3 protein-coding genes and 1 pseudogene are annotated in these 8,612 nt (G+C 53.2%); all 4 read right to left on the bottom strand.

The features are described from left to right. A pseudogene (locus tag G491_RS35550) lies at positions 1-210 on the bottom strand (hypothetical protein); the annotation flags it as partial. Positions 211-274: 64 nt separating this feature from the next. After that, positions 275-1,042, bottom strand: coding sequence for a hypothetical protein (locus G491_RS31345; RefSeq protein ID WP_051327353.1), 768 nt, complete (start codon positions 1,040-1,042; stop codon positions 275-277). Positions 1,043-1,916: 874 nt separating this feature from the next. After that, positions 1,917-3,962 (bottom strand): acyltransferase family protein, encoded by a 2,046-nt coding sequence (locus tag G491_RS0117685; RefSeq protein ID WP_028315537.1) that lies wholly within the window; start codon positions 3,960-3,962, stop codon positions 1,917-1,919. A 268-nt stretch (positions 3,963-4,230) separates the two neighbouring features. After that, entirely contained in the window at positions 4,231-8,001 is a 3,771-nt protein-coding gene (locus G491_RS35905; protein ID WP_051327351.1) for a choice-of-anchor I family protein, read from the bottom strand. Positions 8,002-8,612 lie beyond the last annotated feature (611 nt).

The following is an 8,612-nucleotide window of genomic DNA, read 5'->3' as shown; positions in this document are numbered from 1 at the left end:
ACCGGAGTTCTTGTTGAGCTGGGCTTCCAATTTTTCAATGCGTTTGTTTTGCTGTTGAATGATTTGGCCCTGTTCCTGAACAAGCTGGGTGAGTTGGTCCACGGATTGTTGAAGCTGTTGGACGGTGCGTTCCAGATAGAGCACATACTCACGCATAGGTTGGGGAGTGAGTTGCCAGTCCAGGTCGGATATGGGGCGCTTGGGTTTCATGAAACAACCCTAGCACATAACACAGAGGACGTCTAGTAGGAATAATTCCTAAGTAGGACTTTTTTTAGCCCCCTGAACGCTTACGAAAGACATTCCAAAACTCGGTGTGATCTAAGCCCGATTTCAATATATCCATTTCTAACCTACTTAAATCAAATACAATATAATCAGTTGGTTCAAGCACATTGTCCTCAATGTATTGTTTATTTCGTGCATAGAAGGGAGCTTGACACAAAATAAACGCAAACCAATCATCACCTCCAGATTGATCCTGGTTCTCAAACATTGAAATGTCATATTTGGATTCAAAACGAATAAAAAATGCCTTTCGGCAATCTATTAGCGATTGGGTAAAATTCCCTTTCTCATATTGGTCCTTAGCCGCCTCCAACAAGGCCTTTTCTTCTCCCTCATTTACCAAATCGATCATACTTATAGAGGCAAAGGACTTATTGAAAATAGACGAGGTAACAGCGTTGAAAAACTCTTCCATTGCAACGAGCAGGCCTCTCGTTTCAGAAGAAGAAGGAATCAACCCATAATGTTTTGCATTTACTCTAAGTTTGTTCAGTGAAATCAATTTAGTTCTAAATGGTAGTTTTTCAGATTTAAGCTCATCATTAATGAGATTAATATACTGATCAAATGTTGTATTATTCTTAATGTTAGCGTTTACCTCTTCTGCGACAGATAACAAAAAAACCTCTACAGCATCTTGCAGAAGACACACTCCAACAGTTCTCGAAATGTCATTAGGGCTTTGCAAATTGTCGCTGGCCAACAGAAAAAGGCGACGCGATAAAAGGATTTTCTTTATTGAATCCATTTTCATGAAAATGCCCCCATATTTGAATTTAATCCCAGGGTGTCAGCATCAAAAGCTGCTCCAGCCCCAGCGTTTTTTAACTCAATCAATAGAGACCGCATTTGCATTGAATGATAGATTGCAGAGGGTATACTTTTATCGCAAATGGATATTGATACGGCAAGTTGTTTTTTCCCGGACAAAATGGAGCCCGCCAAAACCTGGGACGATTGGGGAAAGGTTTTTGCCTTGCAAGGCATATAATACTTGAGCAACGGATTTCCATCAATTACCCATCAATTAAAATTATACAATATTTACAGATAGATACAATTACAACCCTTTGTTTTACCCTCTTCCCATCAATTACCCGTCAATTAAAATTACATGGCCGCAGGACTGTATGGAAAGTGCAACATTGAGCGCATGGGCTCAAATAGCTTCCCTGGGCCGCCCGTCCTCACTGGTTTCCAGCAATGCACAGGCCGCACTTATTGCGCTGACGCGCCCCGGCAGGATACTGCCCTGCCGCGGCTGGCCGGGCTATTGCAGCGCATAAGGATAATTTGATTGGAACGAGATCCTATGCAAGGCCATTCGCCCGCCGGCCATCCCCAATTTGAAAGTTCTTCGTGGGTCGCGCCTTTTGGCCTCCGGCCCCAGGCATTGCATGCCTGGGCCACCCTGCCAGGATGAATTCGCGCCCTACTCCCGGATTTTCTGCAGACCGGGATGGACCGCCCAAAAAATACACAGGACAAGCCCTGATGCCGCACTGCCTTTTGATACGCCATGGGTTGAATTCGATTTGCAGCGCAGGCCCCCGCGCCTGCCAACGGCGCCCGGGCTTTCAGGACTGACCGGAGGGTCCCGCCCGTCTTTTTTTTTGACCACATGGCGGCTACTGGAGGGTCTTGAGGATTTCCCGGGCTACAAGCCTTGCTCCAAAAATTGATAAATGGTTGTCGTCCCGATAAAAAATACGGCCGTTGCTCTGGACGGCGCACCTTCCTTTAACGAACGTGTCGCAAAATATGCGCTCGGGATACACTCGGTACAGATTGGGATGCTGGCCCAAGGAATCAAGCATTTCGCAGGCCCCTTTGTTGCGTTTAAGAAAGGCTTGGTAGTCGGTGGAGCCCACGCTCTTATCCAGGTCGGCCGCTTCCGCGCCGTGGATAAAGGCCCATTTGTTGATATACGCCGGCGCGCTCCATCCCACTTCCGGAATGGGATACACGATCACCACCTTTTTGCCTGCATCCAATAGTTTTTGAATGGACTCCTGGTAGGCGGCTTCAAGATTGCTTTTTCTGTCTTCCTCCCGGCTGACAATTTTTCGGTTGTCCGATATAACGTCCAACCCGCCCGGCTCTCCGTATTCGACGCCGCCCTCGCCATTGTCGAATCTTTCCTTTTCAAGGTATAAGGTCCACCGGGCGGCCAACACCACGTATTTGATTTGATCGTTTTCAAGGATGTAATTGTACAAATCCTGGTTGTGCTCATAACACCTGTGGTCGTCCCCCTTGTCCGGCCTGTAGACGTTTTCAATGGGGGGGCACGCCGTGTAAGAGATGTACATGAAGCCGTAATCGGAGTTATCCAGGGTCTGCATCAGGCCCTCTGCAATGGCGCCCGCGTGGGAGTCTCCAATCAGATACATGATATTGTCGTCATTTTTGCCTGGGGCGACATTTTTAAACGAGTCCCGGACGTCATCGGGCTGTCCAGGCCCCATGATATGCCATTTATCAACCAGGGGGCCTTTATTCACCGCGCTGGATAACGCGCTTATGAGCCCTTCCGGCATTCTTGTGGGCCAGCCGTAGCCAAAATACCCCAAAAACCCGGCTGTGATTAAAAAAACGGATCCTATGCCGGCGAAAGTGAAGATCGTTTTTCTTTGGACCTTTGCTTTGTTTCGGAATGGAGTCTCGATAAATTTCCAGCTTAAATAAGCAAGAACCAGGGACGCAGCAGCCAGGCCCAGGAATACATTCAGGCTTGGCTCGGTCAACAGTCTGTGCCGGGCGAAAACAAAAAGCGGATAATGCCATAAATAGGCGCTGTAGCTGATTAAACCAAGCCCAACCAGAGGTTTGGCGCCCAAAAGGCGCCCCACCGCATTGCTTGGCGTTGCAAAAGCGATGACCAGGGCCGCGCCCGCTGTTGGCGCAAGGGCGTGGAACCCGGGAAAAGGCGTTGTTCTGTCGTAGGCGAAAACCGCGTATCCGATTAAAATTAGCCCGACGAACGCCAACGGCCCGCTTAATTTTTTTACGGACTCTGCAAAGGCTTTTTGATCCTTTTTAAAAACAAAGTAGTAGGCCAGCCATGCGCCGACGGCCAGCTCCCAGCCGCGGGTGGGCAGCAGGTAAAAAGCGGCGGACGGATTATGATGCGCCATCCACTGGGCCAAAAACAGGCTGCATACGCCGACGACAAGCAAGGCGCCGAATAAAATCTTCCTGGCAAATTTCCATAATAAAAACAGGAAGATCGGAAAGAAGAGGTAAAACTGCTCCTCCACCGCCAGGCTCCAGGTATGGAGCAGGGGCTTTAATTCCGCGGCTGTGTCAAAATATCCGCTTTGGGAGTAAAACAGGAAATTGGAGCAAAATGAGGCGACGGCCATCACGCTTTGGGAGAATTCCTCCAAATAATGCGGAGACAGCCACATCCAGGCAAAGGGGAAGCAAGCCAGGGTTATAAAAAACAAGGCGGGCAAAATCCGGCGCGCTCTTCTATCATAAAAAGCGACGATGGAAAAATTGTCCTTGGCCAGATCATTAAGAATTATCGTTGTGATCAAATATCCGCTGATCACAAAAAAGATGTCAACGCCTACGTATCCGCCCTGAAACAGATTGAGCCCTGCATGAAACAGGATAACCGGCATGACGGCGACGGCCCTCATTCCATCAATTTCTCTACGATACTCCATAAAACCTCTGATGCAAGGCGCGCATTAACTCCGGGCGAGCGGTAAGATGTCTTGAGGGTTGAAAAGGGCCGCAAAAAGCCGTACTGCGGGCTTAGGAGTATCACAGATCAAAGGATAAATCCATCCGCCTGAAACCAAAGATATTGACCTTTATTTATGACGAATAAAAAAAGCCCGCCAAAACCGGTTGGTCCGATCTTGGCGGGCTCAGGTTATTCCTCGCCCTCCCGGAGCTTCAGGCGGGAGGGCTTTTTGTTTTGTAAAGATCCTATTTGGAAAGGTCCACGCTTTCTCCCGTTACCAGGTCAATATAAACCGCGCCGTCCGAAGGATTGAGGTCCGTCCAAAGGGTTCCCATCATCTGGCCCAGGGTCGCGGTTTGTTCGTTGGCCAGGTAGGCGTTGATTTTCGCCAGGACTTCGGCCGTTGGGGTTTCATCGCCGGCGTAATGCGCGGCGTAAGCGGCGGCTACATCAGGGGCCAAAGCCTGGGCCGTGGCCGCGTCCACGCCGAACAGGGACTGCAGCAAAACGGTCGCCACCACTTCCAGGCCTTCTTCCAGGTATTCAGCGGCGTAATCCTGGAAGTACTCGCCGTCCAGGTCGTAGTCGATCCATTCAATGAGATGGGTGGAGATTTCCATGGTCTTTTCGGAGCCGTCCAGAGAGACCGTGCGCCAGGGGCAGGGGCTGGTCACCGAGGAGCCGGTTTCCACGTCATAGACAAAGCTGGCGGCCGTGGCGAATTTGGTGATGTCGTTGGCGTGGTAGTGGCCGGTAAAAACCACGTGCATGCCAGCGTCCGCCAGGGTCGTGGCGACGTTTTCGTAATCGTCGATCACGTAGTCGGCGCCGATGGCGTCCACGGATTGGCCGGTGTAGTGCTCCACCAGGTTGTGGTGTTCAAATCCGATGACCGTGAAACCCGCTTCCACGGCTTCCTCGGTTTGGGCTTTAATCCAAGCCAGGGTTTCGGCGGAAAAAGCGCCGCTGGTTTCGGCGTGTTCGGCGTTATCTTCGTCGCTGTACTTGCAGGAGTCCATGCCGATGATGCGCAGCCAGTCATTGGGCTGAACCACGTAAGACAGGGAGTTGGGGTCGCGTGCGATGGCTTCGTTGTATCCAAAGTCCGCATAGATGGTTGCAAAGTCTTCGGCGCTGATGTTGTCCACGGCCACTTCGTTGTCGCCTTCGTAGCCGTAGGCCTGGGGGTTGTTAACGTCATGATTGCCGGGAACCACGTACACCTGGGCGCCGGCGGCCTCGATCTTGGCGATGCCCTCGGCGAATTCCTGATGGCTGGCCAAAGCGCCGTCCTTGGTCAAATCGCCGCACACCAGCACAAAGTCCGGGTTTTCCGCACGGATCATCTGCACGGTGGAGTCCATGATAGCCTCGCTCTCCGCGATGAGCTTGCGGTCCTGAAGCAGATAGGCTTCGAAGGCGGCGCCTTCGGTTCCCAGGGAAGAATCGTAGTAATGGGGGTCGGTAAAAACCGCGAATTCCGCCTTGCGGGAGGCGCTGTCCACGGAATACAGGGTGGTGGTGCCGGAGACTTCATTGGCGCAGGCCAGCATGGGCTTGCCGTTGGGGCTGTCGGAAGCCGGGATGAAAATCAGACCTTCGGGCGCCATGTCCAGGGCCGGGCCGGTGGTTTCGTCGTCCTCGTCCCAGTTCATGTTCCGGTTGTTGATATAATGGCAGTAAACCGGATTTTCGGGAATGGTGATGTCAAAGGTCATGATACCGCCCATGCGTTCCAGGCCCACAAAAGCGTACACGCGGCCGTCGATCTCGCCGATGGCGACGGCTTCCGGTTCGGGGCCCTTGTTATCGGAGCGGTTGTCGAACTTGATTTCGTCGTCCGTGGTGTTGAAGGCTTCCGGGAACATGGCTGCTACGACCTGCTCGATCTTGTCGCCGGAGTCGAAAACCAGCTCCAAGCCGCTGGCGCCGACTTTCCAAACGGAAAAGGAGCGTGCGCCGAAGGAATAGAGTTCGTCGTAATCGCCGTCGTTGTCGGTGTCGCCCATGGTATTGGTGACGCTGAGCTTGCCCAGGTTTTCCTTTTCCTGCAAGGTGGCGGCGTTGGGGAAGGCGGTTTCGTCAAGGTCCAAATCTTCAACGGATTCCTCTTCCTCAAAGGCGTCGTATTCCCTGGCGTCGCCTTCGTTGGCCGTAACCAGAAAGATTTCTCCGCCCAGATTATACGCAGCGATGGAGTCGGGCATATACATGCCCAGGACAGGCCAGGTTGCAATATTGATGGCGTCGTCCTTGTTGCTGGCGTCCAGGCCGTTTCCGTCCAGGCTGTGATCCTTATATCCCAAGGGGAAAATGCCGGTAACCGTGGCGGTAGCCAGGTCGATTTCCGCAATGGCGTTGTTTTCCTGCAGGGTGACGTAAGCAGTGCTGGAATCGGCGTTGACGGCGATGTACTCGGGCTCCAGATCCTGCGCCACGGTGGCGTTGGGGCCGAAAATGCGAACGCCGGAGGCGATCAGCGCGGCTTTGTCGTCGTTGAAGGCGGCGAATCCGGCGGTAGCTACGCTGGCGGAGGCCGCTCCGCCGGAGATGTCGATGACGGAAACGGAGCCTTCAGGGTCCGTGGTGTAGTCGTCGTTAGGCTCGCCTTCGTTGGCGACCAGCACCTTGGTTCCATCCGGGGTGAAGGCGACCATGTCGGGCAAGGCGCCCACCGTCACATGATTGATGTAGGTTCCGTCAGTCTGGTAAAAGGCGACCACGCCGGGATTCTGCTTGGGGTCGGACTCGATGGCGATGGCCACTACGCCGTTTTTCACCGCGCAGGAGTTGACGCCGGCGCCCATGCCGGAGACGTCGATGCTGTCAACATAGGCCGGGGCCGTAGGATCGGACACGTCAATAATATCCACCTTCACGTAGTCGTCTTTGCGGTCCGGCATTTCGCCGGCGTTGGTGACATAAACCTGCTGGGTCGCGGGATCGTAAGCAACGATTTCAGCATAGGCTTCGGAGATGTCTTTATCCGGGTCGGGATCGTAAGTTCCCAGAACCGCCAGTTGCACAGCCACGGGGGAAGAGGTCGCCAAACGGGCCTTGGCGCCGGATGTATCGGCTTCAGTCCCCAGGTTGGCCACGGCGGCGGCGCCCATGCCTTCTCCGATGGCGCCGTCCGCATCCTCATTGGCGAGTTTGGCGGCAGCCGCCTGCAGAGCAGCTTCCAGGGCGGCGGGATCATCCAATTCGTTCAGGCGGCTCACAAAGCGCTGTCCGAACTCGCTCAGCATGCCCATATAGGAATCGTCGAAATTCAGGGCGGTGAGCAGGTCCTGATCCAAATCGTCCGCTGCGCCGTCCACGGTTCCGTCCATGATATCCAGGGCGAAAGTAAGCAGGACTTCGTCAATGGCCGCGTCCGTACCGGCGGCCGTGTTTTCAACCACATAAAGCAGGAAGTCAATGGCCGTACGGTGGGCGACCATTTCATCGAGGATGTCCTGGTCAATCTTCTGGTTTGTCTGCACCGTGGGGGGCGTGGCAATGGATTCAAATTCCAGGCCCAGGCCGAACAGGCTTTCCACAATGCTGGTTGCAGCGTTCACATCGGTTATGGTTATTTCCAGGGGATCGCCGCCGGCCCTGGCCAGGGCTACGTAATAGATGAGGGTGGTCAGGGGCGTGGGATGGCCGGCGGCTGCGCCGTCGTTAAAATTGACCGCCAGGGCGAAATATTCCCCATCAAACGGGGTGCATGGGTTGGTTGCGTTGTCGCATCCTCCGTCGTAAAGGCGAATGCGCAGGGGCCGGCTGACATCGTCCGGCAGGGTAATGCTGTAGGCGCCCGTGGCGTTCGTCCGGGAGGAGGCTGTCCATTCATTGCCCCTGGAATCGGTAATGGTTATCTTGGCCCCCTCAATGGGGCCGTCCACGGCATTTCCCTTTAACAGCTTTTCTTTCTGCTCAGGGGTCAATGAATCGTCGTCGCTGCACCCGACGGAAAAACATAAGGCCAGCGCCAACAATACCGCCAGCAGCCGGAATAGTCTCTTATCCATGAACACGCTCCTCTATCGATTTAATGATGGAATTAGGTTGATTTTTCAGGGGCGGAGGCCCTTGAAGCATGAAGGAGTATTTAGTTCCGCAGGGTTATGAAACTGTTAAGCCCGGATTAGTCTTTGATTGGCGGAATATGAGAAACATGTAAAGGAGGCTGCGGCCAGCCGGAGAGAACCAAGGCGTCAGGAATGCTCCGCAAAGGTTCTCCCCACATCAAGGAAAGCACGGCCCAATCCGGCCTGGGAATAAATAAATTGCTGCACTAAAGTCCGGCTTCATTGCCCCCCCGGTTATCCCGGGTTCGAAAACCCACCGCTCCATTTTCCATGCAGGGAGAAAGCGCTTAACAAAGCGGCTTTTATCGAACGGCGCCCCTTCGGCCAGGGTCTTTCATCTTGAAAAGGGTCTTAAGTCCTACTTTCACGCCCCCTGTGAAAAAATATTTATAGGATAGAAATTACTGGAAAATATATTTTGAATTGAAATAATCTTTAAACTAAAGTATTATAATTGAAATAATCAGAACGCCAATCGTCGGATGCATTGCGGGCGGGATCGCCAAACCCAAACATGCCCTGGCTGCGCACGGCGCGGCCATGCCCGGCGA

Origin of the sequence: Desulfatibacillum aliphaticivorans DSM 15576 (genome assembly GCF_000429905.1) — a bacterium.
GTDB lineage: Bacteria > Desulfobacterota > Desulfobacteria > Desulfobacterales > Desulfatibacillaceae > Desulfatibacillum > Desulfatibacillum aliphaticivorans.
The sequence above is the reverse complement of the archived record's forward strand: the minus strand, read 5'-3'. Positions and strand labels throughout refer to the sequence as shown.

Coding starts and splice junctions, on each gene's coding strand:
- G491_RS31345 (WP_051327353.1), bottom strand. CDS start 1,042: ATGAAAATGGATTCAATAAAGAAAATCCTTTTATCGCGTCGCCTTTTT.
- G491_RS0117685 (WP_028315537.1), bottom strand. CDS start 3,962: ATGGAGTATCGTAGAGAAATTGATGGAATGAGGGCCGTCGCCGTCATG.
- G491_RS35905 (WP_051327351.1), bottom strand. CDS start 8,001: ATGGATAAGAGACTATTCCGGCTGCTGGCGGTATTGTTGGCGCTGGCC.